Consider the following 24,599-nt stretch of genomic DNA (forward strand, 5'->3'; position numbering starts at 1 on the left):
TTCGCCCGCGCAAGCGGCGCGGCTAGCGGGTTTTCACCGCGACGAAGGGCGGGCGCACGACTTCGCATGCGGCGCGACGGCCGCGGACGTCCACAGTGATCTCCTGACCGTCCTCGACTCCGGCATCGGTGTCGATGAGCGCCAGCGCGATGCCGGCCTGCAGCGTCGGGGAGAAGGTGCCCGAGGTGGTCACCCCGACCGGGGTGTCGCCGGCCAGCACCGTCTGCCCGGCGCGCAGCACCCCACGGCCGGTCATCCGCAGCCCGCGCAGCAGCCGCGGCGGCCCCGCCTGCTTCTCGGCCAGCAGGGCCTCGCGGCCGAAGAACGCCTCCTTCTTCCAGCCGATCGCCCAGCCGCAGCGGGCCTGCAGCGGGGAAATATCGAGCGACAGCTCGTGCCCGTGTAGCGGGTAACCCATCTCGGTGCGCAGCGTGTCGCGGGCGCCCAGGCCGGCCGGCTCGCCGCCGGCCGCGCGGACCGCCGCGGCCAGGGCGTCGAACACCACGCCGGCGGACTCCCACGGCGGCAGCAGCTCGTAGCCGTGCTCTCCGGTGTAGCCGGTGCGGCAGACCCGCACCGGAACCCCGGAGAACTCGGTGTCGGCGTAGGCCATGTAATCCATGTCGCTGGGCAGGCCCAGCTCGCCTAGCACGTCGGCCGAGCGCGGCCCCTGCACGGCCAGCACCGCATAGGAGCGGTGCAGGTTGGTGATGGTCAGTTCAGCCGGGGCGGCGGCCTGCAGCGCCTCGACCACGGCGGCGGTGTTGGCGGCGTTGGGCACCAGGAAGATCTCGTCGTCGTCGACGTAGTAGGCGATCAGGTCGTCGACCACTCCGCCGGATTCGGTGCAGCACAACGTGTATTGCGCCTTGCCGGGCCCGATCCGGTTCAGGTCGTTGGTGAGCGCGGAGTTGACGAATTGCGCGGCGCCCGGACCGCGTACCGACGCCTTGCCCAGGTGGCTGACGTCGAACAGGCCGACCGCGTTGCGCGTCGCGTTGTGCTCGCTGACCGTGCCCGCATACGACACCGGCATCAGCCAGCCGCCGAACTCGGCGAAGCTGGCACCCAGGTCGCGGTGACGGTCTTCTAACGGCCCCTGCAGGAGGTCGGCTTCGTTGCTCACGACTCTTCACCCTAAGGGGCCGCGACGGGCGGCCCGTTAGGGTGATGCGGATGAGCACAGAACCCGGTTACGCCTCCCCCGCTGTTAGTGTCGCCTCCTCGCTGCCCCGGCGCTCCGCCGCGTCCACCGTGCTGATCGTGCCCGTCGTCTCGACCGGCGACGACGACAAGCCGGGCGCGGTCTCTGTGGTTGGGGCGTCGGCCGAGCCGTTCCTGTCCTCGGATGCGGTCGCCGAGATCGAATCCGGGTTACGCGCGCTGGAGGCCACCGGCGGCGCCGACCAGGTGCACCGGCTGGTCGCGCCGTCGCTGCCGGTGTCGAGCGTGCTGACGATCAGCCTGGGCAAGCCGCGCCCCGAGTGGCCGGCCGACACCGTTCGCCGCGCCGCCGGTGTCGCCGCGCGGTCACTGGGCAGCACCGCGGGCGTGATCACCACGCTGGGCGAGTTACCCGGAGAGGGCGTCGCCGCGGCGGCCGTCGAGGGGCTGATCCTGGGCAGCTACCGGTTCACCGACTTCCGCAGCGCCAAGACCGCGCCCAAAGACAAAGGGCTGGACAAGATCACGGTGCTCGCGACCGCGAAGGACGCCAAGAAGGAGGCCGCGCACGGTGCGGCGGTGGCGACCGCGGTCGCCACCGCCCGCGACTTCGTCAACACCCCGCCGAGTCACCTGTTTCCCGACGAATTCGCCAAGCGTGCAAGGGCTTTGGGTCAGTCGGTGGGCCTCGAGGTGGAGGTTCTCGACGACAAGGCGCTGCGCAACGGCGGCTACGGCGGGATCATCGGCGTCGGCCAGGGGTCGTCTCGGCCGCCGCGGCTGGTGCGGCTGACGCATCGCGGTTCGAAGCTGGCCAAGCGGTCCAAGCAGGCCAAGCGGGTCGCCCTGGTGGGCAAGGGCGTCACGTTCGACACCGGCGGCATCTCGATCAAGCCGGCGGCCGGGATGCACCACATGACCTCGGATATGGGCGGGGCCGCCGCGGTCATCGCGACCGTCGCGCTGGCCGCGCAGCTGCAGCTGCCCATCGACGTGATCGCGACGGTGCCGATGGCCGAGAATATGCCGTCGGCGACGGCGCAGCGCCCGGGTGACGTGCTGACGCAGTACGGCGGTATCACCGTGGAGGTGCAGAACACCGACGCCGAGGGCCGGCTGATTCTGGCCGACGCCATCGTGCGGGCGTGCGAGGACAACCCGGACTATCTGATCGAGACGTCGACGCTGACGGGCGCGCAGACCGTGGCGCTGGGCAGCCGGATTCCCGGCGTGATGGGCAGCGACGAGTTCCGCGACCGGGTCGCCGCGATCTCGCAGCGGGTGGGCGAAAACGGTTGGCCGATGCCGCTTCCCGACGAACTCAAGGAAGACCTCAAGTCCACGGTGGCCGATCTGTCGAACATCAGCGGCCAGCGTTTCGCCGGCATGCTGGTGGCGGGCGTGTTCCTGCGCGAGTTCGTCGCCGACGGCGTCGGCTGGGCGCACATCGACGTGGCCGGGCCGGCCTACAACACCGGCGGCCCGTGGGGGTATTCGCCCAAGGGCGCCACCGGCGTTCCGGTCCGCACCATGTTCGCGGTGCTCGAGGACATCTGCGAAAAGGGCTAGCGGCTGACGCGCGGCTTGCCTGCTCGGTGACCGAGAGAAACGCGCGAGCTACTTCGTCAGCAATGAAAAGACGGCCCGCCGCACCTTGCGACGCGGCCAGCCGCTGATCCCGTTGGCGGCCAGCGCGGCGTTGGCCGCGTTGCGCCCGCACGCGCCGTGCACCGAACCGCCTGGGGTGGCCGACGCGCTGCCCAGATACAGTCCCTCGACCGGGGTTTCGGCCCGGCCCATGCCGGCGGCGGGACGAAAGATCAACATCTGCTGAAGCTGCGCGGTGCCGCCATTGAGCGCGCCGAGGTGTAGGTTGGCGTCGCTGGCCTCCAGGTCCGACGGGCGCTGCACCACCCGGTCGATCACGGCCGCACCGAAGCCGGGGGCGTGCTCCTCGATGACCCGGTCCACGGATCCTGCGAGCCGCTCGGCCGACGCGTCGTCGGCGACATTGCGCGGCAAATGCGTGTAGGCCCATACGCTTTCGGTGCCCGCCGGCGACCGGGTCGGATCGGCGGTGGTCGTCTGCCCCAACAGCATGAACGGATGCTCGGGCACCGTCTTGGTGTTCAGGTCGGCCATCCAGCGCACCAGCCCGTCGCCGTCGGCCCCGAGGTGGACGGTGCCCACCTCGCGCAGGAGTTGCGCCCGCCACGGAACCTGTTCGCGCAGCGCATAGTTCACCTTGACCACCGGGGGATCCCAGACGAAGTGCTCGAGGTCGCGCCGCACCTTGGCCGGCACCGCGTCGGCGGGCAGCATGTCGCAGAACAGTCGCGGTGCCGTCACGTCGGCCACGATCGCGCGGCGCGCCCGCACCGTGCGGCCCCCGGCCGTCGTCACCCCGACCGCCCGGCCGCCCCGCACCTCGATGCGAGAGACGTCCTCGTTGCATTCGATTCGGACACCCGCGGAGCGGGCACGTTTGACCAGCGCGGCCGTCAGCTGACCCGAACCGCCGACGGGCACCGGCCAGCCGCAGTCCTGCGCCAGCATCGTCATCAGGAAACCCATGGCTCCGCTGATGGGCGCATCGGGCGGGGCGTCGGCGTGCATTGCGTTGCCCAACAACAACACTCGCGGCGCCTCGCCGGCGAACAACTCGCTCACCATGGTGGTGGCGGGCTGCACCAGAAGGCGTGCCACCCGAATCGCCTCCGACGTACCGAGTTCGGCCAGCAACCGCAGCAGTGGCCGCACGGGCGGGAACGGTGCCAGCATGCCGTCGAGCAGCGGCGACTTGATGCGCTCCCACAACTTCACGACGCGCCACCAGTTTTCGGCATCGGCGCGCTCGCGGCGTGCGAATTCCGCGGCGGTGCGCGCCGGGTCGCGGTAGATGATGGGCGGGTCGTCGTCGGTGGCACACCGGGGATGGCCCACCACCGCCGGGGCGTGTGACCACCGCAGACCGTGGTCCTCGAGCTGCAGTGCGGCGATCGCGGGTGAGGCAACCGTCATCGGGTAATACGAGCTGAACAGGTCGGTGATGTAGCCCGGCGTCAGCTCGGCGCTGCGCACCGCGCCGCCGGGCTCGGGCTGGGCTTCCAGCACCAGCACGTCCCACCCTGCGTCGGCCAGCATCGAGGCGGCAACCAACCCGTGGTGGCCCGACCCGATGACGACCGCGTCCGCGGTGTCGCCCGCGATCACTTCACCTGGCTCGGTTCCAGGCGTTCCGCCAGGGATGCCAGCCGCATCAAGCATTCCTTGTTACGCGGGTAGGCCGCGGCCAGCGCGATCGGATCGGGCACGATCCCCATCGCGCCTTCGACGGGCACTTCGACCATTTCGATCCGGCACCCCTGCACCGTCTCGTGCAGCAACATGGTGATCCGCGCGGCACCGAACGGGCCCAGGCGCGCAAGCAGCACCAACTTGTGCGGCGGTTCGCTCACCTCCACGATCGTCGCGTCGTTGATCACCAACGGCCATATCCCGATCGAGTGTTTGATCGAGGAGCCGGGCTCCGGCCAGTTCGGATCGACGGCCCGCATGCGGCTGTTGCCCACCACCCACTGGGTGTAGGTCCAACCCTGCGCAAGCACCTCCCAGACCCGCTCGCGTGGGACGGGTACGTCGCGCGTCGCAGTGATCACCACAAGTCCTCTCCGGTTTCGGCTACCGCCGCGGGATACCCACGAAACCGGCGTTGTACCGGTCAACTTCGGGTTTACGGGCGGCGTGCAGCGGCTAACCTCCTACCGCTGAAACCCAGGCGAGAAGGGCGAACCATGACGATGCGACGATTGATCATCGGCGTGGGAGCCGTGCTGTTGTTGGCCGGGGTCATCGGACTGTTGGCGCCGGTCGACGTCACCGACAGCAATGGCCACACGATCGGATGCGGCAACGCGGTCGCGACGGATCTTTCCGCGGCCAGGAACGCCAACAACAGCAGCGTGGCGAACATCCCGATCCTCAACCAGATCGTCCCGCACACCGACTATGTCGCCCAGTGCCAGTCCGAGGTGGGTGGTCGCCGGGCATGGACCATACCGCTGGCCGTCCTCGGGGTCATCGCGATCGGCGCAACGTTGCTCACGGGGCGCCGTGGGGCGGCCGGACCGGGCGCCTAGCCCTTTATCAGATCACCCGCATCCGCGCGGCGTTACGCAACCCCTGCGGTGCAACCCGCGAAAGTCCGTACAGCGCATAGGCTTCCGGCGCGACCGGGCGGATCGGCTTCTTCTTTTTGACCGAGGACAGGATCGCGTTGGCCACCTTGTCCGGGCCGTAGCGCCGCAGCGCGAACATCGTGCCCAGCTGGCCGCGGCGGCCGTCGACCGCGTCGGCCCGCTTTCCCACCGGCGCATCGAATCTGGTGGTGTTGATGATGTTCGTGTCGATGACGCCGGGGCAGATCGTGGTCAGCCCCACCCCGGCCGCGTCGAGTTCGGCGCGCAGGCAGTCCGAGAACATGTACGTCGCCGCCTTGGACGTGCAGTAGGCGTTCAGCGACTGCAGCGGCGCGTAGGCGGCCATCGACGACACGTTGACGATGTGTCCGCCGGTACCTCGCTCCACCAGCCGCCGCCCGAAGGAGCGGCAGCCGTTCACCACGCCGCCGAGGTTGACGTCGAGCACCCGGTCGAACTGCTCGGCCGGCGTGTCCAGAAACCCACCCGCCTGCCCGATGCCGGCGTTGTTGACGATGATGTCGGGCACGCCGTGCTCGGCGCTGACCCGTTCGGCGAACGCCTCCACCGCCTGGGCGTCGGACACGTCGAGCACGTAGGAGTGTGCGACGCCGCCCCGCGTGGTGATCTCGGCGGCGGTGGACTTGACGGCGGCTTCGTCGATATCGCTGAGCACCAGCTCGGCGCCTTCGCGCGCGAACGCGAACGCGGTCTCGCGCCCGATCCCGCTGCCGGCTCCGGTGACCGACACCAGGGTGTCGCCGAACGACCCGCGGGGGCGCCCCACCTGCGCGCGCAGCAGCGCCCGACTGGGGTGTTTGCCCTCGGTCACGTCGGCGAAATCGTGCACCGCGGACGCCATCACCTGCGGGTGCGACATCGGGGAGAAGTGACCGGCCTGGATGTCGCGGCGCCACAGCCGCGGCACGAAGCGCGGCGTGTGGTCGTACCCGTACGGCCGCACGTACTTGTCCCTGGTGTTGACGATCAGCTGCACCGGCACGTCGATGACCGCGACGCCCTCCTTGCGACCGGAGAACGAGCGAAAGTAGTTGGCGGGATAGGTTTTCACCGACTGGGCGGCGTCGCGCGCGAGCTTGTCGGAATGGTGGATCTGCTCGACGGGAATGTTGTCGACCGCGTTGCGGCGCAGCGCCGGGACCGACAGGGTCAGCCGCAGGAACAACGGGGCCAGCACCGGGATCGAGAACAGCAGCATGTAGGTGAACCGCAACGCCTGGCTGATCGCCCGGACGAAGGTGCGGGGGCGCCACGGCGCCCGCAGGCCGGTGAAGATGTAGTCGACCAGTTGCTCCTGACTGGGGCCGGACACCGACGTGAACGTGGCCACCCGGTCGTCGGCGCCGGGGCGCTTGAGGTAGTGCCACACCCCCACCGAGCCCCAGTCGTGGGCCAGCACGTGCACGGGCCCGCCCGGGCTCAGCTCGGCGGTCACCGCGGCGAAGTCGTCGGCGAAGCGGTCCATGCGGTAGGCCGATACCTTTTTGGGCACCGAGGACTCACCGACACCGCGGTTGTCGTAGCGAATGACGCGGAACCGCTCGGCCAGCAGCGGAACGACCCCGTCCCACAGCACATGCGAGTCGGGAAAGCCGTGCACCAGCACCACGGTAGGGCCCTCGGGGTTGCCCTCTTCATAGACGGCGATGCGCGCGCCGTCGGCGCTGTCGACGAAATGTTGGGGTAGCTGTGGTGATGGCGGCATCGGACCTCCCGCTCTAGCTGCAGTGGCCACACCGTAGCAAGCGTGATCGGGGTCACCCGGCCAGCGCGCGGTGTCTGCCCTGGATGTGTGCCGACGAAGCCGCAGTGACAGGATAGTTTTGGATTGCTACTTCGCCTTCCACACGCGAGCTGAACGACCCGCCCCGACCCACGAGCGATCGAGGAGTCAGAAACGATGGCCTTCTCCGTCCAGATGCCGGCACTCGGTGAGAGCGTCACCGAGGGGACGGTCACCCGCTGGCTCAAGCAGGAAGGCGACACGGTTGAACTCGACGAGCCGCTCGTCGAGGTGTCGACCGACAAGGTCGACACCGAAATCCCGTCGCCGGCCGCGGGTGTGCTGACCAAGATCGTCGCCCAGGAAGACGACACCGTCGAGGTGGGCGGCGAGCTGGCGGTGATCGGCGACGGTTCCGAGGACGGCGGGTCGCAGGCCCCGAGCCAGCCCGAGCCGCAGGCGCAGTCCACGCCCCCCGCCCAGGCTCAGCCCGAGCCGCAGGCGCAACCCGAGCCCGAACCCGAGCCGCAGCCCCAGGCTCAGCCCGAGCCCCAGGCTGGCCAGCAGAGCTCCGGCGGCGGTGACGCGACCCCGGTGTTGATGCCGGAGCTGGGCGAGTCGGTGGCCGAGGGCACCGTGACCCGCTGGCTCAAGAAGGTGGGGGATTCGGTCCAGGTCGACGACGCGCTGGTCGAGGTGTCCACCGACAAGGTCGACACCGAGATCCCCTCTCCGGTGGCCGGCGTGCTGATCAGCATCACCGCCGAGGAAGACGCCACCGTGCCCGTCGGCGGCGAGCTGGCCCGCATCGGCACCGGTTCCGAGGCCGCCGCGCCGTCGGCCCCCGCCGCCCCGCAGCCCCCGCCGGCGCCCAAGGCCGAACCCAAGCCGGAACCGGCGCCCCAGCCCCCGGCGCAGCCGAAGCCCGAACCCACGCCGGCCCCCGCTCCGCAGCCCAAGCCCGCGCCCGAGCCGAAAGCCCAACCGGCACAGGCCCAACCGGCCGACTCCAGCGCCGACGGCACCCCCTATGTGACGCCGCTGGTGCGAAAGCTGGCCGCCGAGAACAACATCGACCTGACGTCGGTTACTGGCACCGGGGTGGGCGGCCGCATCCGCAAGCAAGACGTGCTGGCCGCCGCCGAGCGCAAGCAGCAGGCCGACAAGGCACCCGCGGCCGCGCCGGCCCCCGCGCCCGCCGAGGCCCGCAAGCCCGCTGCGGCGCCGTCCCCGGCGCCGGCGCTGGCGCACCTGCGCGGCACCACGCAGAAGGCCAGCCGGATCCGTCAGATCACGGCCAACAAGACGCGCGAATCTTTGCAGGCCACAGCGCAACTCACCCAGACCCACGAGGTCGATATGACCAGGCTGGTCGGGTTGCGTGCCAGGGCCAAGGCGGCGTTCGCCGAGCGCGAGGGCGTGAACCTGACCTTCCTGCCGTTCATCGCCCGGGCGGTGATCGATGCCCTCAAGATTCACCCGAACGTGAACGCGAGCTACAACGAGGACACCAAGGAGATCACCTACTACGACGCCGAGCACCTCGGCTTCGCGGTCGACACCGAACAGGGTCTGCTCTCCCCCGTCGTGCACAGCGCCGGCGACCTGTCGCTGGCCGGGCTGGCCCGGGCGATCGCCGACATCGCCGCGCGCGCCCGGTCGGGCAACCTGAAGCCCGACGAGCTGTCCGGCGGCACCTTCACGATCACCAACATCGGTAGCCAGGGCGCGCTGTTCGACACCCCGATCCTGGTGCCGCCACAGGCCGCCATGTTGGGTACCGGCGCCATCGTCAAGCGCCCGCGGGTGATCGTCGACGAGTTCGGTAACGAGTCGATCGGTGTCCGCTCGATCTGCTACCTGCCGCTGACCTATGACCACCGGCTGATCGACGGCGCGGACGCCGGGCGGTTCCTGACCACCATCAAGCACCGACTCGAAGAGGGAGCGTTCGAGGCCGACCTCGGGCTCTGAGCGCGAACGTGGCCGGTCAAAAGTTCGTCGTCGCGATCGCGGGGTCGTCCGGCCTGATCGGCTCCGCCCTCGCCGCGGCGCTGCGTGCCGGCGATCACCGGGTGCTGCGGATCGTGCGCCGGGCGCCCGGCAACGCCGACGAGGTGCACTGGAACCCCGAAAGCGGCGACCTCGATCCCGACACGCTCAGCGACGTCGACGCCGTCGTCAACCTGTGCGGCGTCAACATCGGCAAGCGCCGGTGGTCCGGCGCTTTCAAGCAGAGCCTGCGCGACAGCCGCATCGCCCCCACCGAGGTCCTGGCGCACGCTGTCGCCGACGCCGGGGTGGCAACCCTGGTCAACGCCAGCGCGGTGGGCTTCTACGGAAACACCAAGGACCACGTGGTCGACGAAAACGACCGTGCCGGAAGCGGTTTCCTGGCCCGGCTGTGCGAGGACTGGGAAGCCGCCACGCTGCCGGCCCAATACGGCGGCGCCCGGGTGGTGCTGGCCCGCACCGGGCTGGTGTTCTCCCCCGCCGGCGGCGCGCTCGGGCGGTTGCGGCCGCTGTTCCGGACGGGGCTGGGCGCGCGGCTGGGCAGCGGACGGCAATACATGTCGTGGATCACGCTGGAAGACGAAGTGCGGGCGCTGCTGTTCGCGATCGCGAACACCGCGCTGGCCGGGCCGGTGAACATGACCGGCCCCGCGCCGGTCACCAACGCCGAATTCACCACCGCGTTCGGGCGGGCGGTCAACCGCCCGACGCCGTTGATGCTGCCCGGTTTCGCCGTGCGGGCCGCGCTGGGAGAGTTCGCCGACGAGGGCCTGCTGACGGGGCAGCGGGCCATCCCGTCGGCGCTCGAGCGCGCCGGTTTTGTGTTCCACCACAACACCATTGGTGAGGCACTCGGCTACGCCACCGCCCGGCGCGAGCGCGACTAGCGCTGTCGACGAGCCCGGACTGGGCCGAAGCGACGCGGACCGAGTACCGTCGCGAACGTGATCGATTCCATCCGGTCCAGCCGGTCCCTGATCGACGTCCGCCAGCTCGGAACCGTCGACTACCGCGCGGCCTGGCGGCAGCAGCGCGACCTGGCCGACGCCCGGGTCGCGGGCGGCAGCGACACGCTGCTGCTGCTCGAGCACCCGGCCGTCTACACCGCGGGTCGGCGCACCGAGCAGCACGAGCGGCCGGCAAGCGGCACTCCCGTCGTCGACACCGACCGCGGCGGCAAGATCACCTGGCACGGTCCCGGCCAGTTGGTGGGGTATCCGATCATCGGCCTGGCCGAGCCGCTCGACGTGGTCAACTACGTGCGCCGGCTGGAGGAAGCGCTGATCAAGGTGTGCGCCGACCTGGGCCTGGACACGGTCCGCGTCGCCGGCCGATCCGGGGTGTGGGTGCCGGGCACCGACGGCGGGCCCGACCGCAAGGTCGCCGCCATCGGAGTGCGGGTGTCGCGCGCCACCACCCTGCACGGCTTCGCGCTCAACTGTGATTGTGATCTCAACGCCTTCAGCGCCATCGTGCCGTGCGGCATCAACGACGCCGGCGTGACGTCGCTGTCGGCCGAACTGCGCCGCCAGGTGACCGTCGACGACATCCGGACCACCGTCGCCGACGCCGTCTGCGATGCCCTCGACGGGGTCCTGCCGGTCGGCAGCATTTGCCCGGCTCCTCCTCCCGCCGTTCCGGCCGGCATCGTCGCCGGGCGGAACGCCCCGGCGCGCGCGTAGCATCAGCGATGTGACTGTCGCACCCGAAGGACGCAAGCTTTTGCGCCTGGAAGTGCGCAACGCCGAGACGCCGATCGAGCGCAAGCCGCCGTGGATCAAGGTGCGGGCCCGGATGGGGCCCGAATACACCGCGCTCAAGAACCTGGTCCAGCGCGAGGGGCTACACACGGTCTGCGAAGAGGCCGGCTGCCCCAACATCTTCGAATGCTGGGAGGACCGCGAGGCCACCTTCCTGATCGGCGGCGACCAGTGCACCCGCCGCTGCGACTTCTGCCAGATCGACACCGGCAAGCCCGCCGAGCTCGACCGCGACGAGCCCCGGCGGGTGGCCGACAGCGTGCGCACGATGGGGCTGCGCTACGCCACGGTCACCGGGGTGGCCCGCGACGACCTGCCCGACGGCGGCGCGTGGCTCTACGCCGAGACGGTGCGCGCCATCAAGGAGCTCAACCCCTCGACGGGCGTCGAGCTGTTGATCCCCGACTTCAACGGCGAGCCCGGCCGGCTTGCCGAGGTGTTCGAGTCGCGCCCGGAAGTGTTGGCGCACAACGTCGAAACCGTGCCGCGCATCTTCAAGCGCATCCGGCCAGCGTTCACCTACCAGCGCAGCCTCGATGTGCTCACCGCGGCGCGCGAGGACGGGCTGGTCACCAAGAGCAACCTCATCCTGGGCCTGGGCGAAACCCCCGACGAGGTGCGCACCGCGCTGGCCGACCTGCGTCACGCCGGCTGCGACATCATCACCATCACCCAGTACCTGCGCCCCTCGGCGCGTCACCACCCCGTCGAGCGGTGGGTGAAGCCGGAGGAATTCGTCGAGTTCGCGCAGCACGCCGAGCAGCTCGGCTTCTCCGGTGTGCTGGCCGGACCGCTGGTGCGCTCGTCCTATCGCGCGGGGCGGCTCTATCAGCAAGCCGCCGGCGCACGCGCCTCGGATGGCGCGGCCCGATAGCCGCCGCGGCCCTACGTATTCTTTGACTATGGCTAAAACCCGCACCGCCGCTGAGAACAAGGCCGCCCGAGCGCAGGCGCAGGCCGCCCGCAAGGCCGCCGCGCGGGAGCGCCGCACCCAGTTGTGGCAGGCGTTCAATCTTCAGCGCCAGGAGGACAAGCGCCTGCTGCCGTACATGATCGGCGCCTTCGTGCTGATCGTGGGCGTCTCGGTGGGTGTCGGGCTCTGGGCCGGCGGGCTGACGATGATCACCTTGATCCCGCTCGGCGTGGTGCTGGGTGCGCTGGTCGCGTTCATCGTCTTCGGGCGCCGTGCTCAGAAGTCCGTCTACCGCAAGGCCGAGGGCCAAACCGGGGCGGCGGCATGGGCATTGGACAACCTGCGCGGCAAGTGGCGGGTGACCCCGGGCGTGGCCGCGACCGGCCACTTCGACGCCGTGCACCGGGTCATCGGCCGGCCGGGCGTGATCCTGGTCGGCGAGGGGTCGGCGACCCGGGTGCGGCCGCTGCTGGCGCAGGAGAAGAAGCGCACCGCCCGCCTGATCGGGGACGTGCCGATCTACGACATCATCGTCGGCAACGGCGAGGACGAGGTCCCGCTGGCCAAGCTGGAGCGCCACCTGACCCGGCTCCCGGCCAACATCACCGTCAAGCAGATGGACACGCTGGAGTCCCGATTGGCGGCGCTGGGGACGCGGGCCGGGGCCGCGGTGATGCCCAAGGGTCCGATGCCCAACGCGGGCAAGATGCGCGGCGTGCAGCGCACGGTCCGCCGCAAGTAATCGATCCGCGCGGTCAAAGCTCAGCGCCGCACCACGGCGGTCGCGGTCAACCGATCCTGCAGCCCGCGGCCGTCCCAGTCGGTGAACAAGGCCGGGACCACCGTGCCGACGAGCAGGCCGCGCACCACCGCGCGGCCTGTGCCGACCAGCCCGCGCCCGTCGACCGTCACCACCTGCAGACCCAGCGCCAACTGGCCGGGGGTGAAGCCGAACAGTCGCACCGAGATCACGCCCAGCACGAACCAGATCACCAGCTCGGCGGTGGCCAGCGCCGACGGGGAATACCATCCGAACCGCATCGCCAGCGCCGCCAGGCCCAACGCGATCAGCCAGTCGATCGTCAGCGCACCCAGCCGGCGTCCCATCCGCGCCAGCGAGCCCGGCCCGCTTTCGGGCAATCCCAGCTTTTCGCCGGGATAGGTGGATCGCGATTCCGGCATCATCGCCTCGGACCGGGGTCCGAATAAACCGGCGGCCGGGTCGGCAACGGTGGGCGGACGGTGCGCTCTGGCAGGAGAAAAGATACGATCTTGCGATCCATGGCCCCACAATAGAACCGCCGCCAAAGCGGCCACTTTTTGCGTGTGGCATGGTCACGTAACGTGCGCGCAACATCGGGTTGACTGACGGGCAACATCTGCTCCCTAGCGTCAGGCCGCGGATCTCACCAAGTAAAGGAGCACTCTGTGACGGAAAAGACGCCCGACGACGTCTTCAAACTCGCGAAGGACGAAAACGTCGAGTTTGTCGACGTGCGGTTCTGTGATTTGCCCGGCATCATGCAGCACTTCACCATTCCGATTTCATTTTTCGACGAGAGCGTTTTTGAGGACGGCTTGGCTTTCGACGGCTCGTCCATTCGCGGATTCCAGTCCATTCACGAATCCGACATGTTGCTCCTGCCGGACCCGGCCACAGCGCAGATCGACCTCTTCCGCGAGGCCAAGACGCTGAACCTGAACTTCTTCGTGCACGACCCGTTCACCCTCGAGCCCTACTCGCGCGACCCCCGCAACATCGCCCGTAAGGCCGAGAACTACCTGATCAGCACGGGCGTGGCAGACACCGCCTACTTCGGCGCCGAGGCCGAGTTCTACATCTTCGACTCGGTGAGCTTCGACTCGCGCACCAACGGCTCGTTCTACGAGATCGACGCGATCTCGGGGTGGTGGAACACCGGTTCCCCCAACGAGCTCGACGGCAGCCCCAACCGCGGCTACAAGGTCCGCCCCAAGGGTGGCTACTTCCCCGTCGCCCCCGTCGACCACTACGTCGACCTGCGCGACAAGATGCTGACCAACCTGATCACGGCCGGCTTCAGCCTGGAGAAGGGCCACCACGAGGTGGGCACGGGCGGCCAAGCCGAGATCAACTACAAGTTCAACACGCTGCTGCACGCCGCCGACGACATGATGCTCTACAAGTACATCGTCAAGAACACGGCCTGGGCCAACGGCAAGACCGTCACGTTCATGCCCAAGCCGCTGTTCGGTGACAACGGCTCCGGCATGCACACCCACCAGTCGCTGTGGAAGGACGGCAGCCCGCTGATGTACGACGAGACCGGGTACGCCGGCCTGTCGGACACCGCCCGCCACTACATCGGCGGCCTGCTGCACCACGCGCCGTCGCTGCTGGCGTTCACCAACCCCACGGTGAACTCCTACAAGCGTCTGGTGCCCGGCTACGAGGCCCCGATCAACCTGGTCTACAGCCAGCGCAACCGCTCGGCGTGTGTCCGGATCCCGATCACCGGCACCAACCCGAAGGCCAAGCGGCTCGAGTTCCGTTGCCCCGACTCCTCGGGCAACCCGTACCTGGCGTTCTCGGCCATGCTGATGGCCGGCCTGGACGGCATCAAGAACAAGATCGAGCCGCAGGCGCCGGTCGACAAGGACCTCTACGAGCTGCCGCCCGAAGAGGCCGCCAACATCCCGCAGGCGCCCACGCAGCTGTCCGCGGTGATCGACCGGCTCGAAGAAGACCACGAATACCTCACCGAGGGCGGCGTTTTCACGCCCGACCTCATCGAGACGTGGATCAACTTCAAGCGCGAGAACGAGATCCTGCCGGTCCAGATCCGGCCGCACCCTTACGAGTTCGCGCTCTACTACGACGTCTAAGTCGGCTTGAGGAAACCACCCGCGTGGCGCTGGCCGCGCGGGTGGTTTCGTTTTGGGTGTCGGTGAGTTGTTCGAGTGCTGGATGCACCATGACGACCTCGCCGGGGACAACGGGTTTGCTCACGAAGTTCCACCGCACCTCTATGAGGCGCTTCCCACGCCGGTGCGCTACCAGCTTCGTGCCGCTGCTGGTTCTGCTTGGCATAGCTATGGTGGCGTCGGCCGGATACGAGGAAACCCGCCGGCCTCGGAGTAATTCGTTGGCCGATCCCGCACCAAGAGTCTTGCGCTGGATATCATTCCGTGCTCGTACCGTTAGCCAGCCTTGTCGCAACAGTGGCTGATCTCGCTACACTCACTTCGTATCGTTGAATACATGACAAGCCTTGAGTCTTCGCCTGCAACTGAGCCATTGTGGCCGACCGCGGGCCTCGCGGTGGCTGATTGGACGATCGCAACCGCTGCGATCGCACAAGTCAGGCTCGGGTCGCCGCGCGGATCTGGCATAAGCAACGGGGCTGCCGTGAACACCCGCGCTCTTCGCTGGCCAGCCAGCGAAGACGAAATCGTGCGAGCGGCGATCGCGGTGATTTTTGCGGCCTTGACGATCATCATGGCGCTGGCCGCATCGGCGATCTTGACGATGGGTTAGCCGTCGAGCGCGAGATCCTTACGGAAGCGCTGCATGCCGTCGATCTTGTCGTCCAGGCTGGCGTCGGGCCCGGCGTAGAACATCCACGGCATCGTGATGATCCCGGTGATGCCGCCCGCCTCCGCGCGCTGGTAGTCGGCCGTGGTGAACGCGTCGGTCAACGGGGTGAGAACCGTGAAATCATCCATGGACAAACCGTTTTCGGCCCGCATCTCCCGCAGCCGGCCGATGGCCTCGAGCGCCCGCTCGGTGTTGATCAGATCACCGATCCAGCCATCGTTACGGGCGGCGCGGCGCAGCGCGATCTCGGACAGCCCACCGACATACACCGGGATCGGCGGCGGGGTGGGCTGCATCTCGAGGCGCGGCGCGGAATAGAACTCACCCTCGAACTCCGTCCAGCCCGGCGACCACAGCGCCCGCATCAGCTCGATCATTTCGTCGGTGCGCTTGCCGCGGGCCTCGAATCGCTCACCCATCAGCGCGAATTCCTCGCGGCACCAGCCCACCCCGATGCCCAGCTCCACCCGGCCCGACGCCAAAACCGCCGCGGTACCAATGGCTTTCGCCGCGGAATACGGGTTGCGCATCGCGGGAATATAGACGGTGTTGACGAACCGCAACCGCGTGGTGACCTGGGCGAGCGCGCCGACGAGCACCCACGGGTCGGGCCAGTCGGTGAAGGGCTGCCAGCGTCGCTCGCCGTCCTTGGTGTACGGGTACGGCGTGTCCAGCGTCTCGAGGTTGACGACGTGGTCGGGGATACCGATCCCGTCGTAGCCGAGTTCGTCGGCCGCCTTGGCGAGCTCGATGATCTCGCGGGTGTTCAGGAAGGCACTGCTGATGTAGAACTTCACTGCTCCTCCGAAGCCCAGGCCGGCTCGATGAAGACGCCCTCGGCCTCGACCGTGACGCCCCCGGAATCCGAAATGGTGCCGCGCGCAAAGACTTTGCGGCCCTGTTTGCCGTCGACCCACGCCTCACAACGAAGCGGGCCCAGCGGGGTGCCGCGCAGGTACTTCACGGTGATGGTCCCGGTGAACCGCGCCTTGGACAAGCCCTCGCTGGCCGCCTCGCCGAGCATGTGGTCGAGCACCAGGGCGCTGACGCCGCCATGCACCAACTTGGGCGGACCCTCGTAGGCCGAGCCGAGGACGAATTCGCTCCAGCACCGCCCCTCGCCCTCGTGGTGCACGACGATGGGCGGGGCGATGGGGTTGCACACGCCGATCGCGGCGTTGCCCAACGGCAGCGGGCGGCCGTCGACGCGGTAGCTCACCCCCATCGGGCGGGTGCGTTGGCGCAACGACGCAGTGACGGCCTCGATCGCCGACCGCGCCTCGGCGACGACGTCGTCGTCGGCCTCGGTCCGGATGGTCGCGTCGACGAGCTCGCGGACCGCATCGGCCAGCGGCGCATACAGCGCGGTCACGCGATCGGCTTCCGTCGCGCTGAGCACCTCGAATATGGCGTCCAACGCGCCGGCCTCCTGACTCAACTTCCAAACACCTTGCGCACGACCGCCTTTGCGCGTCGTGTCACCCGTAAATAGTTGTCCAAGAACTCGCCGCCCTCGTCGGTCGGCCAGCCCGCGGCCACGGCGACCGCGTTCAGCTGGCGCCCGGGGCCCGGCAGTTGGTCGGTGGGCTTACCCCGCACCAGCACCAGCGCGTTGCGGGCCCGAGTGGCGGTCAGCCACGCCTGCCGCAACAACTCCACCTCGTCGGCGGGAACCAGGTCGGCTTCGGCGATCGCATCCAGGCACTCCAGCGTCGACGTGGTGTGCAACGCGGGGATCTCGTGGGCGTACCGCAGCTGCAGCAGCTGCACGGTCCATTCGATGTCGGCCAGTCCGCCGCGGCCCAGCTTGGTGTGCGTGTTGGGATCGGCGCCGCGCGGCAGCCGCTCGGAATCCACCCGCGCCTTGATGCGGCGGATCTCGCGCATCGCATCCGACGACACCCCGTTCGGTGGGTAGCGCGTCTTGTCGGCCATCAACAGAAACCGCTGCCCCAGCTCCTCGTCGCCGGCGACCGCGTGCGCGCGCAGCAGCGCCTGGATCTCCCACGGCTGCGCCCACTGCTCGTAGTAGGCGGCGTAGGAGGCCAGGGTGCGCACCAGCGGGCCGTTGCGGCCCTCGGGCCGCAGGTTGGCGTCAACCTCCAGCGGGGGGTCGACGCTGGGGGTTCCCAGCAGCGTCCGGACCTGCTCGGCGACCGTCGTCGCCCAGCGCACGGCCGCGGAATCCTCGACGCCGGAGGCCGGCTCGCACACGAACATCACGTCGGCGTCGGAGCCATAGCCCAGTTCGGCGCCACCCAGCCGGCCCATGCCGATGACGGCGATGGCCGCCGGCGGCTTGCCGCTCTCGGGCATGTTGGTCCGGATCATCGCGTCCATCGCGGCCTGCAGCACCGCCACCCACACCGACGTCAACGCCTTGCACACGTCGACGACCTCGAGCATGCCGAGCAGGTCCGCCGACGCCACGCGCGCCAGCTCGCGGCGCCGCAGGGTGCGCGCCCCGGCGATCGCCCGCACCGGGTCGGAATAGCGGGCGGCCGAGGCCACCAGCGCGCGGGCCACCGCGGCGGGGTCGGCCTCGAGCAGCCGCGGGCCGCTGGGCCCGTCGCCATAGTCCTGGATGACCCGGGGCGCGCGCATCAGCAGGTCCGGCACGTAGGCCGAGGTGCCCAGCACGTGCATGAGCCGGCGGGCGACGGCGGGCTTGTCGCGCAGCGTGGCCAGATACCAGCTCTCCCCCGACAGCGCCTCGGACAGTCGCCGGTAGGCCAGCAGCCCGCCGTCGGGGTCGGGGGTGTAGGACATCCAGTTCAACAGCCGCGGCAGCAGCACCGACTGCACCCGGCCGCGGCGGCCGCTGAGGTTGACCAGCGCCGACATGTGCTTGAGCGCGGACTGCGGGCCCTCGTAGCCCAGGGCGGCGAGCTGGCGCTCGGCCGCCTCCGACGTCATGCCGTGCGCGATCTCGAGGCCCGCCGGGCCGATCGATTCCAGCAGCGGTTGGTAGAAGAGCTTGGCGTGCAGCTGTGACACCCGCAGGTTTTGGTGCTTCAGCTCCTCGCGCAGCACGCCTGCCGCGTCGTGGCGGCCGTCGGGCCGGATGTGGGCGGCGCGCGCCAGCCAACGCACCGCCTCTTCGTCGTCGGGTTCGGGCAGCAGATGGGTGCGTTTGAGCCGCTGCAGCTGCAGCCGGTGCTCGAGCAGCCGGAGAAACTCGTAGGAGGCGGTCAGGTTCGCCGCGTCCTCGCGCCCGATGTAGCCGCCCTGGCCCAGCGCGGCCAGCGCGTCCACCGTCGACGCCACGTGCAGCGACTCGTCGCTGCGCCCGTGCACTAACTGCAGGAGCTGCACGGCGAATTCGACGTCGCGCAATCCGCCGCTGCCGAGCTTGATCTCGCGGCCGCGGACCTCGGCGGGCACCAGCTGCTCGACACGTCGCCGCATCGCCTGCACCTCGACGACGAAGTCCTCACGTTCGCAGGCGACCCACACCATCGGCATCAGCGCGGCCAGGTAGCGCTCTCCGAGCTCCGCGTCGCCCACCGCCGCGCGCGCCTTCAGCAGCGCCTGGAACTCCCAGGTTTTCGCCCACCGCTGGTAGTAGGCGATGTGCGACTCGACGGTGCGGACCAGCTCCCCGCTGCGGCCTTCCGGTCGCAGCCCGGCGTCGACCTGAAAGAAGGCCTCGGAGGCCAGCCGCATCATCTCGCCGGCCACCCGGGTGGTGAGGGTGTCGGCGTGCTCGGCGACGAAGATGACGTCGACGTCGCTGACGTAGTTCAGTTCGCGGGCACCGCATTTGCCCATCGCGATGACGGCCAGGCGCGGCGGCGTCTTGTCGCCGCACACGGTGCTCTCGGCCACCCGCAGCGCGGCGGCCAGCGCGGCGTCGGCCAGGTCCGACAGGTGGGCGGCGACCACGGTGAACGGCACCACCGGTTCGTCCTCGACCGTGGCGGCCAGGTCCAGCCCGGCCAGCACCAGCAGCTGATCGCGGTACAGGGTGCGAAGGCGCACCATGGCCGAACCGGGGTCGGCCAGCGCCTCCTCGACGCACCCGGTGAACTGTGTGCGCAGCTGGTCGTGGGTGGGCAGTGTGACGTTGCCGCGCAAGCGTTTCCAGGACTGCGGCTGGGCGATGAGGTGATCCCCGAGGGCCAGCGACGCGCCGAGCACACCGAACAGGCGCCCGCGCAGGGGGCGTTCGGCGAGCAGGGCGGCGTTGAGCTCGTCCCAGCCGGCGTCGGGGTTTTCGGCCAGGCGAACGAGGGCGAGCAGGGCGGCGTCGGGGTCGGCGGCGCGCGACAGCGACCACAGCAGGTCGACGTGGGCCTGGTCGTCGTGGTCGTGCCAGCCGAGCTGCGCTATGCGTTCGGCCGCTTGCGGATCGACCAACCCGAGCCGGCCGACGCTGGGCAGCCGGGGGCGCTGCGTCGCGGGTTTGGTCACGACCACGACGGTAGCGCAACCCGTCGATCTTCAGCCTGAGCGGCGCCGGATACGGGCTACAGGGACAGGTAAGTGCTCAGTTCGTACGGGGTGACGTGGCTGCGGTAGTTCGCCCACTCGGTGCGCTTGTTGCGCAGGAAGAAGTCAAAGACGTGCTCCCCCAAGGTTTCCGCGACCAGCTCGGAGGACTCCATGGCACGAAGCGCGCTGTCCAGGCTCGTGGGCAGCTCGCGGTATCCCATCGCCTGGCGTTCGGCGGGGGTCAGGTCCCACACGTTGTCCTCGGCCTGCGGCCCCAGCACGTAGCCCTTCTCCACCCCGCGCAGCCCGGCCGCGAGCAGGACCGCGAACGTCAGGTACGGGTTGCAGGCCGAGTCGGGGCTGCGGACCTCGACGCGGCGCGACGACGTCTTGTGCGGGGTGTACATGGGCACCCGCACCAGCGCGGAGCGGTTGGCCGCGCCCCACGACGCGGCGGTTGGCGCTTCGCCGCCACCCACCAGTCGCTTGTAGGAGTTGACCCATTGGTTGGTGACGGCGCTGATCTCCGAAGCGTGCTCGAGAATCCCGGCGATGAAGGACTTGCCCACATCGGAGAGTTGCAGCGGGTCGTCGGGGCTGTGGAACGCGTTGACGTCACCCTCGAACAGGCTCATGTGGGTGTGCATCGCCGAGCCCGGGTGTTGGCCGAACGGCTTGGGCATGAACGACGCGCGCGCGCCGTTCTCGATCGCCACTTCCTTGATGACGTAGCGGAACGTCATCACGTTGTCGGCCATCGACAGGGCGTCGGCGAAGCGCAGGTCGATCTCCTGCTGGCCGGGCGCGCCCTCGTGGTGGCTGAATTCCACCGAGATGCCCATGAACTCCAGCGCCTCGATCGCGTGGCGGCGGAAGTTCGAGGCGGAGTCGTGGACCGCCTGGTCGAAGTAGCCGGCGTTGTCGACGGGAACGGGCGGCACGGATCCGTCATCGGGACCGGGTTTCAACAAAAAGAATTCGATCTCGGGGTGCACGTAGCAGGAGAAGCCCAGGTCGTTGGCCTTCTGCAGCTGGCGGCGCAGCACGTGGCGCGGGTCCGCCCAGGACGGCGAGCCGTCCGGCATGGTGATGTCGCAGAACATCCGCGCGGAGTGGTGGTGGCCGCTGGGCGAGGCCCACGGCAGCACCTGGAAGGTGGACGGGTCGGGGTTGGCCACGGTGTCGGATTCCGAAACCCGCGAGAAGCCCTCGATCGAGGATCCGTCGAAGCCGATGCCCTCCTCGAAGGCGCCTTCGAGTTCGGCCGGGGCGATGGCGACCGACTTGAGGAAACCGAGCACATCGGTGAACCACAGCCGAACGAAGCGGATGTCTCGTTCCTCGAGCGTGCGCAGCACGAATTCCTTCTGACGATCCATAGCTCGACAGTATGCAACGGCTGTTAATTCTGTGTTACCGATGCCCGCTCAGAACCGTTGCGATGGTCGTCTGCTAGCGGCATTGCAAGGACGCCGGCGGCGGCGTGCCGGCAACGAGGTAGCGCACCACGGCGTTGTCCACGCATTGGTCGCCGTTGAACACCGCCGTGTGCTGCGTGCCGTCGTAGGTGATCAGCGGGCCGCCCAGCTGGCGGGCCAGGTTCACGCCGGCCTGATACGGGGTCGCCGGGTCGTGCGTCGTGGAGACGACGACGACCTTGCCCGGCGCCATGGCCGGGGCGGCGTGCGGCGCCGACGTCGGCGGGACGGGCCAGAGCGCGCACAGATCCCGGGGAGCGTTTCCGGTGAACGGCCCGTAGCTCAGGAACGGCGCGGCCTGGCGGATCCGCTGATCCGCGGCCACCCAGCTGGCTTGGTCCGTCGGATTCGGGGCGTCGACGCAGCGGATCGCGTTGAACGCATCCTGGTCGTTGGAGTAGCGCCCGGTGCGGTCTCGTCCCTGATAGTCGTCGGCGAGCAGCAGCAGGTCGCCGGCGTCGGTGCCCCGCGCCAGTCCGAGCAGGCCGCTGGTCAGGTATTTCCAGTGCGTCGGCGTGTAGAGCGCGTTGATCGTGCCGGTGGTCGCGTCGGCGTAGCTCAGGCCGCGGGGGTCCGCGGTGCGGCCCGGCTTGGTGGCCAGCGGGTCGACCAGCGCGTGGTAGCGGGCGACGGATTGGGACGGGTCGGTGCCCAGCGGGCAGCCCGGCGAGCGGGCGCAGTCGGTGGCGTAGTCGTTGAAAGCGGTTTGGAATCCGGCCATTTGGTTGACGTTCTCGTCGATGGGGGCGACGGTCGGATCGATGGCGCCGTCGAGCACCATCGCCCGCACATGGTTGCTGAACTTCTCCAGGTAGGCGGTGCCCAGCTCGGTGCCGTAGCTGTAGCCCAGGTAGTTGATCTGTTCGTCGCCCAGCGCCTGGCGCACGACGTCCATGTCGCGCGCGACGGACACGGTGCCCGCGTTGGCCAAAAACGCGGTGCCCATCCGGTTGACGCATTGCTGGGCCAGCTGCCGGTAGAGCTGTTCGATGTGCGCGACGCCGGCCGGGCTGTAGTCGACCATCGGCTCTCGCCGATACGCGTCGAACTCGGCGTCGGTGCGGCAGCGCAGCGACGGCGTGGAGTGGCCCACCCCGCGCGGGTCGAAGCCGACCAGGTCGAAGTTGCGCCGCACGGGCGAGTTCTCCAGGTCCGGCGCCATCGCCGCCACCATGTCGACCGCCGAGCCGCCGGGACCGCCGGGATTGACCAGCAACGACCCCATCCGCTGTCCGGTCGCGGGCACACGGATGACCGCCAGTTTGGCCTGGGCGCCGCCGGGGTTGTTGTAGTCGATCGGGACGGACACCGTGGTGCACCGCGCGGCGGGGATATCGCTTGTGTCCGAGACGAATTGGCCGCAGTCTCCCCAGCCCTGCGGAACCGCGGCCGCGGGCGGGTTCGGGGCGGGGGTCTGCCCGGCACCGGGTTCGGGCGTGGCGGCGGCTTGCGGCAGCGTGGCGGAACCGCCGAGCACAAGACCGAATGAAAGCAGCGCCGAGCTCAAGGATCTCAGGCGCGACATGGCTGTCATCGTTGCAGCCGCGGGTACCCGTGGCAGCGCGAAACGATTACGCCTTGGTCTCGGCTGCCCTGCTCACCGAGCGTGCACCCACGGCGACGAATCGGCGAAAATCTCGCCGGGAGTGCACGTTCGGCGCGAGCGGCGGCCTCAGCACTTGGCGCCGCTGGGCGGCGTGGTGCCGCCGACCAGATAGGCCGTCACGTAGTTGTCGATGCAGCTGTCGCCCTGGAAGACGACCGTGTGCTGGGTTCCGTCGTAGGTCAGCAGCGAACTGCGCAGCTGGCTGGCCAGATCCACGCCGGCCTTGTAGGGGGTCGCCGGGTCGTGGGTGGTCGACACCACCACCGTCGGCGCCAGGCCCGGCGCGGAAATGGTGTGCGGCTTGCTCGTCGGCGGCACCGGCCAGAACGCGCAGGTGCCCAGCGGCGCGTTGCCGGTGAACTGCCCGTAACTCATGAACGGCGCGATCTCCCGCGAGCGGCGGTCCTCGTCAATCACCTTGGCGCGGTCGGTAATCGGCGGCTGGTCCACGCAGTTGACCGCCACCCGCGCGTCCGTGGCGTTGGTGTAGTGGCCGTGCACGTCGCGGCGCATGTACATGTCGGCCAGGGCGAGCAGGGTGTCGCCGTGGTGGTCGACGAGTTCGGACAGGCCGTCGGTGAGGTGATGCCACAGGTTCGGTGAGTACAGCGCCATGATGGTCCCGACGATGGCGTCGCTGTAGCTCAGTCCGCGTGGGTCGTTGGTCGGGACCGGCCGGCCGATCATCGTGTTGTTGGGGTCGACCATCGGGTCGACCAGGCTGTGGTAGACGTCGACGGCCTTGGCCGGGTCGGTGCCCAGCGGGCAGGTCGGTTGCTTCGCGCAGTCGGCGGCGTAGTTGTTGAACGCGTCCTGGAATCCCTTGGCCTGCCGCAGGTCGGCTTCGATGGGATCGGCGTTGGGGTCGACGGCGCCGTCGAGGATCATCGCCCGCACCTTGTTCGGGTAGGCCTCGGCATAGGCCGAGCCGATCCGGGTGCCATAGGAGTAGCCGAGGTAGGTCAGCTTGTCATCGCCCAGCGCCGCGCGGATGGCATCGAGGTCCCTGGCGACGTTGACCGTCCCGATGTTGGCCAGAAAGCCCTTGCCCATCTTGTCGACGCAGCGGCCGACGAACTGCTTGGTCTCGTCCTCGATGTGGGCCACACCGGCCGGGCTGTAGTCGACGTTCGGCTCGGTGCGCAGCCGATCGTTGTCGGCGTCGGAGTTGCACCAGACCGCGGGGCGCGACGCGCCCACCCCGCGGGGATCGAAGCCGACCAGATCGAACCGTTCGCGCACCCGCTTCGGCAGCGACTGGACGACGCCCAGCGCCGCTTCGATGCCGGACTCCCCCGGCCCGCCGGGGTTGATCACCAGCGAACCGATCTTGTCCCCGGTGGCGGGGAAACGAATCATCGCGAGCGTGGCGTCGTCGCCGTCGAGGTCGTCGTAGTCGACCGGCACCGCGAGCTTGCCGCACAGCGCGCCGGCCGGAAGTTTGATCTTCGGGTTCGCGGCCCGGCACGGCGTCCACTCCACGGCCTGGCCCAGCTTGGGTTCGGACATAACGGCGCGTCCCACCACCACCCGCGCGCAGCCCGACAACAGCAGCGCCACCGCAGCGATCGACGTCCAGACCAGCAACGTGCGCGCGCTCGTGCCGCGGCGAGACAAACCCATGCCAACATATGCTGCCAGAGGAAACCTGAGACCCTGATCAGCGCCACCTCCGCACGCGGAGCATGGCCTGTGTCACACTGCCGCGCCG

General features: G+C 69.3%; 20 protein-coding genes. 9 read left to right on the plus strand and 11 right to left on the minus strand.

Going from position 1 to position 24,599, the window contains the following annotated elements:
- Positions 1–22: 22 nt before the first annotated feature.
- On the minus strand, positions 23–1,126 hold the full coding sequence (gene gcvT, locus ACZ50Z_RS10065; protein WP_464483416.1) for a glycine cleavage system aminomethyltransferase GcvT: 1,104 nt from the start codon (positions 1,124–1,126) through the stop codon (positions 23–25).
- Positions 1,127–1,176: 50 nt separating this feature from the next.
- Here gcvT and ACZ50Z_RS10070 point away from each other — a divergent pair, with 50 nt between their 5' ends.
- Complete coding sequence (locus tag ACZ50Z_RS10070; RefSeq protein ID WP_464483417.1) at positions 1,177–2,733, plus strand: leucyl aminopeptidase; 1,557 nt, start codon at positions 1,177–1,179, stop codon at positions 2,731–2,733.
- Between the two features lie 48 nt (positions 2,734–2,781).
- Here the strand turns inward: ACZ50Z_RS10070 and ACZ50Z_RS10075 are convergent, their stop codons facing one another.
- Entirely contained in the window at positions 2,782–4,308 is a 1,527-nt protein-coding gene (locus ACZ50Z_RS10075) for a phytoene desaturase family protein (RefSeq protein WP_464486164.1), read from the minus strand.
- Positions 4,309–4,373: 65 nt separating this feature from the next.
- Complete coding sequence (locus tag ACZ50Z_RS10080) at positions 4,374–4,823, minus strand: SRPBCC family protein (protein ID WP_464483418.1); 450 nt, start codon at positions 4,821–4,823, stop codon at positions 4,374–4,376.
- A 135-nt stretch (positions 4,824–4,958) separates the two neighbouring features.
- On the opposite strand from ACZ50Z_RS10080, the gene ACZ50Z_RS10085 reads away from it, so the two are divergent.
- A complete protein-coding gene (locus ACZ50Z_RS10085; RefSeq protein ID WP_464483419.1) occupies positions 4,959–5,303 on the plus strand; it encodes an aminopeptidase in 345 nt (114 codons plus the stop codon).
- Between the two features lie 7 nt (positions 5,304–5,310).
- Here the strand turns inward: ACZ50Z_RS10085 and ACZ50Z_RS10090 are convergent, their stop codons facing one another.
- Positions 5,311–7,089: an SDR family oxidoreductase gene (locus ACZ50Z_RS10090; RefSeq protein WP_464483420.1), complete on the minus strand. Its 1,779-nt coding sequence runs from the start codon at positions 7,087–7,089 to the stop codon at positions 5,311–5,313.
- Positions 7,090–7,284: 195 nt separating this feature from the next.
- Here ACZ50Z_RS10090 and sucB point away from each other — a divergent pair, with 195 nt between their 5' ends.
- The 5 genes from sucB to ACZ50Z_RS10115 are packed head-to-tail and all read left to right on the plus strand — an operon-like array spanning position 7,285 to position 12,535.
- Positions 7,285–9,081 (plus strand): 2-oxoglutarate dehydrogenase, E2 component, dihydrolipoamide succinyltransferase, encoded by a 1,797-nt coding sequence (gene sucB, locus ACZ50Z_RS10095; protein WP_464483421.1) that lies wholly within the window; start codon positions 7,285–7,287, stop codon positions 9,079–9,081.
- A gap of 8 nt (positions 9,082–9,089) precedes the next feature.
- On the plus strand, positions 9,090–10,007 hold the full coding sequence (locus ACZ50Z_RS10100; RefSeq protein WP_464483422.1) for a TIGR01777 family oxidoreductase: 918 nt from the start codon (positions 9,090–9,092) through the stop codon (positions 10,005–10,007).
- Between the two features lie 57 nt (positions 10,008–10,064).
- Positions 10,065–10,802: a lipoyl(octanoyl) transferase LipB gene (lipB, locus tag ACZ50Z_RS10105; protein WP_464483423.1), complete on the plus strand. Its 738-nt coding sequence runs from the start codon at positions 10,065–10,067 to the stop codon at positions 10,800–10,802.
- Between the two features lie 10 nt (positions 10,803–10,812).
- Positions 10,813–11,754 carry a lipoyl synthase gene (gene lipA / locus ACZ50Z_RS10110; RefSeq protein ID WP_464483424.1) on the plus strand — a complete coding sequence of 314 codons (942 nt, stop codon included), beginning with the start codon at positions 10,813–10,815 and terminating at the stop codon, positions 11,752–11,754.
- Positions 11,755–11,782: 28 nt separating this feature from the next.
- Positions 11,783–12,535 (plus strand): DUF4191 domain-containing protein, encoded by a 753-nt coding sequence (locus ACZ50Z_RS10115; RefSeq protein ID WP_464483425.1) that lies wholly within the window; start codon positions 11,783–11,785, stop codon positions 12,533–12,535.
- A gap of 20 nt (positions 12,536–12,555) precedes the next feature.
- Here the strand turns inward: ACZ50Z_RS10115 and ACZ50Z_RS10120 are convergent, their stop codons facing one another.
- Positions 12,556–12,978, minus strand: coding sequence for an RDD family protein (locus tag ACZ50Z_RS10120; RefSeq protein WP_464483426.1), 423 nt, complete (start codon positions 12,976–12,978; stop codon positions 12,556–12,558).
- Positions 12,979–13,221: 243 nt separating this feature from the next.
- Between ACZ50Z_RS10120 and glnA (ACZ50Z_RS10125) the strand changes: the two genes are divergently transcribed.
- Both glnA (ACZ50Z_RS10125) and ACZ50Z_RS10130 read left to right on the plus strand, forming a co-directional pair.
- Complete coding sequence (gene glnA / locus ACZ50Z_RS10125) at positions 13,222–14,658, plus strand: type I glutamate--ammonia ligase (protein ID WP_464483427.1); 1,437 nt, start codon at positions 13,222–13,224, stop codon at positions 14,656–14,658.
- Positions 14,659–15,034: 376 nt separating this feature from the next.
- Positions 15,035–15,310 (plus strand): hypothetical protein, encoded by a 276-nt coding sequence (locus ACZ50Z_RS10130; RefSeq protein WP_464483428.1) that lies wholly within the window; start codon positions 15,035–15,037, stop codon positions 15,308–15,310.
- On the opposite strand, the gene ACZ50Z_RS10135 is transcribed toward ACZ50Z_RS10130, so the two are convergent.
- The 6 genes from ACZ50Z_RS10135 to ACZ50Z_RS10160 all read right to left on the minus strand — a co-directional run bounded on the left by ACZ50Z_RS10135 (position 15,307) and on the right by ACZ50Z_RS10160 (position 24,511).
- Positions 15,307–16,167, minus strand: a complete 861-nt coding sequence (locus ACZ50Z_RS10135) for a TIGR03619 family F420-dependent LLM class oxidoreductase (RefSeq protein ID WP_464483429.1) — start codon at positions 16,165–16,167, stop codon at positions 15,307–15,309. The genes ACZ50Z_RS10130 and ACZ50Z_RS10135 overlap by 4 nt on opposite strands.
- Positions 16,164–16,808, minus strand: coding sequence for a PaaI family thioesterase (locus ACZ50Z_RS10140; RefSeq protein ID WP_464483430.1), 645 nt, complete (start codon positions 16,806–16,808; stop codon positions 16,164–16,166). The genes ACZ50Z_RS10135 and ACZ50Z_RS10140 overlap by 4 nt, the downstream gene beginning before the upstream one ends.
- Complete coding sequence (locus tag ACZ50Z_RS10145) at positions 16,805–19,789, minus strand: bifunctional [glutamine synthetase] adenylyltransferase/[glutamine synthetase]-adenylyl-L-tyrosine phosphorylase (RefSeq protein WP_464483431.1); 2,985 nt, start codon at positions 19,787–19,789, stop codon at positions 16,805–16,807. The genes ACZ50Z_RS10140 and ACZ50Z_RS10145 overlap by 4 nt, the downstream gene beginning before the upstream one ends.
- Before the next feature lie 50 nt (positions 19,790–19,839).
- The gene (gene glnA / locus ACZ50Z_RS10150) at positions 19,840–21,183 is read right to left on the minus strand and encodes a type I glutamate--ammonia ligase (RefSeq protein ID WP_464483432.1); all 1,344 of its coding nucleotides are present in this window, start codon (positions 21,181–21,183) and stop codon (positions 19,840–19,842) included.
- A gap of 73 nt (positions 21,184–21,256) precedes the next feature.
- Positions 21,257–22,816, minus strand: coding sequence for an alpha/beta hydrolase (locus ACZ50Z_RS10155; protein WP_464483433.1), 1,560 nt, complete (start codon positions 22,814–22,816; stop codon positions 21,257–21,259).
- Between the two features lie 138 nt (positions 22,817–22,954).
- Positions 22,955–24,511 carry an alpha/beta hydrolase gene (locus ACZ50Z_RS10160; RefSeq protein ID WP_464483434.1) on the minus strand — a complete coding sequence of 519 codons (1,557 nt, stop codon included), beginning with the start codon at positions 24,509–24,511 and terminating at the stop codon, positions 22,955–22,957.
- Between the last annotated feature and the right edge of the window lie 88 nt (positions 24,512–24,599).

Source organism: Mycobacterium sp. NTMscope_MAC_269, from assembly GCF_976985695.1.

What these genes read in the sequence shown, in the direction of transcription:
- ACZ50Z_RS10130 (WP_464483428.1), top strand. Translation starts at nt 15,035, where the DNA reads ATGACAAGCCTTGAGTCTTCGCCTGCAACTGAGCCATTGTGGCCGACC.
- ACZ50Z_RS10120 (WP_464483426.1), bottom strand. Translation starts at nt 12,978, where the DNA reads ATGATGCCGGAATCGCGATCCACCTATCCCGGCGAAAAGCTGGGATTG.
- ACZ50Z_RS10160 (WP_464483434.1), bottom strand. Translation starts at nt 24,511, where the DNA reads ATGGGTTTGTCTCGCCGCGGCACGAGCGCGCGCACGTTGCTGGTCTGG.
- glnA (WP_464483432.1), bottom strand. Translation starts at nt 21,183, where the DNA reads ATGGATCGTCAGAAGGAATTCGTGCTGCGCACGCTCGAGGAACGAGAC.
- ACZ50Z_RS10085 (WP_464483419.1), top strand. Translation starts at nt 4,959, where the DNA reads ATGACGATGCGACGATTGATCATCGGCGTGGGAGCCGTGCTGTTGTTG.
- ACZ50Z_RS10155 (WP_464483433.1), bottom strand. Translation starts at nt 22,816, where the DNA reads ATGACAGCCATGTCGCGCCTGAGATCCTTGAGCTCGGCGCTGCTTTCA.
- ACZ50Z_RS10115 (WP_464483425.1), top strand. Translation starts at nt 11,783, where the DNA reads ATGGCTAAAACCCGCACCGCCGCTGAGAACAAGGCCGCCCGAGCGCAG.
- ACZ50Z_RS10075 (WP_464486164.1), bottom strand. Translation starts at nt 4,308, where the DNA reads ATGCTGGCCGACGCAGGGTGGGACGTGCTGGTGCTGGAAGCCCAGCCC.
- ACZ50Z_RS10070 (WP_464483417.1), top strand. Translation starts at nt 1,177, where the DNA reads ATGAGCACAGAACCCGGTTACGCCTCCCCCGCTGTTAGTGTCGCCTCC.
- ACZ50Z_RS10090 (WP_464483420.1), bottom strand. Translation starts at nt 7,089, where the DNA reads ATGCCGCCATCACCACAGCTACCCCAACATTTCGTCGACAGCGCCGAC.
- sucB (WP_464483421.1), top strand. Translation starts at nt 7,285, where the DNA reads ATGGCCTTCTCCGTCCAGATGCCGGCACTCGGTGAGAGCGTCACCGAG.